The 648-nt window shown below is 69.8% G+C and carries 1 protein-coding gene; it reads left to right on the top strand.

The window, feature by feature from the left end; genetic code table 11:
• A partial coding sequence (locus HUK84_RS21765) for an MFS transporter (RefSeq protein ID WP_176641991.1) occupies window positions 1-648 on the top strand: 648 nt, incomplete at both ends.

Raw genomic sequence — 648 nt, 5'->3', positions numbered from 1 at the left:
CCGCGCGGCGCAAGGCGGCGCCCTCGACCGGCTCTATCGCCGGGTCGACCGGCGCGTGGTCGCCGTGCTGGCGATCGCCTACCTGCTCGATTGCATCGACCGGATGAATATCGGCTTCGCCCAGCACCAGATCGCGCAGCGGATCGGCCTGTCCACCGCCGATTACGGCGTCGCGGCCGGCATTTTCTTCATCGGCTACGTGCTCTTCGAAATCCCCTCCAACCTGCTGCTGCCCCGGGTCGGCGCGCGCCGGACATTCTTCCGCATCATGGTCCTGTGGGGCCTCGCCTCGGCGGCCATGGGCCTGCTCCACGACCGGTACGGCTTCTACGTCATGCGCTTCCTGCTGGGCGTGTTCGAAGCCGGCTTCGCCCCCGCCTGCATGTATTACCTCACGCTCTGGTACCCGCGCGACCGCATGGCGACGGTGGTCTCCGTCCAGCAGACCGCCGGCCCGCTTTCGGGCGCAATCTCGGGGCCGCTCTCCGGCTTCCTGCTCCAGGCTATGGACCATGTCGGCGGCCTGGACGGCTGGCGCTGGATGTTCGTGCTCGAGGGCCTGCCGTCCGTGCTCATGGGCATCGTCGTGCTGGCCGTGCTGTGCGACCGGCCGGCCGACGCGCGCTGGCTGTCCCCGGCCGAACGGGC

It is taken from the genome of Nguyenibacter vanlangensis, assembly GCF_013376155.1.
GTDB classification, from domain to species: Bacteria; Pseudomonadota; Alphaproteobacteria; order Acetobacterales; family Acetobacteraceae; genus Gluconacetobacter; species Gluconacetobacter vanlangensis.
The sequence above is the reverse complement of the archived record's forward strand: the minus strand, read 5'-3'. Positions and strand labels throughout refer to the sequence as shown.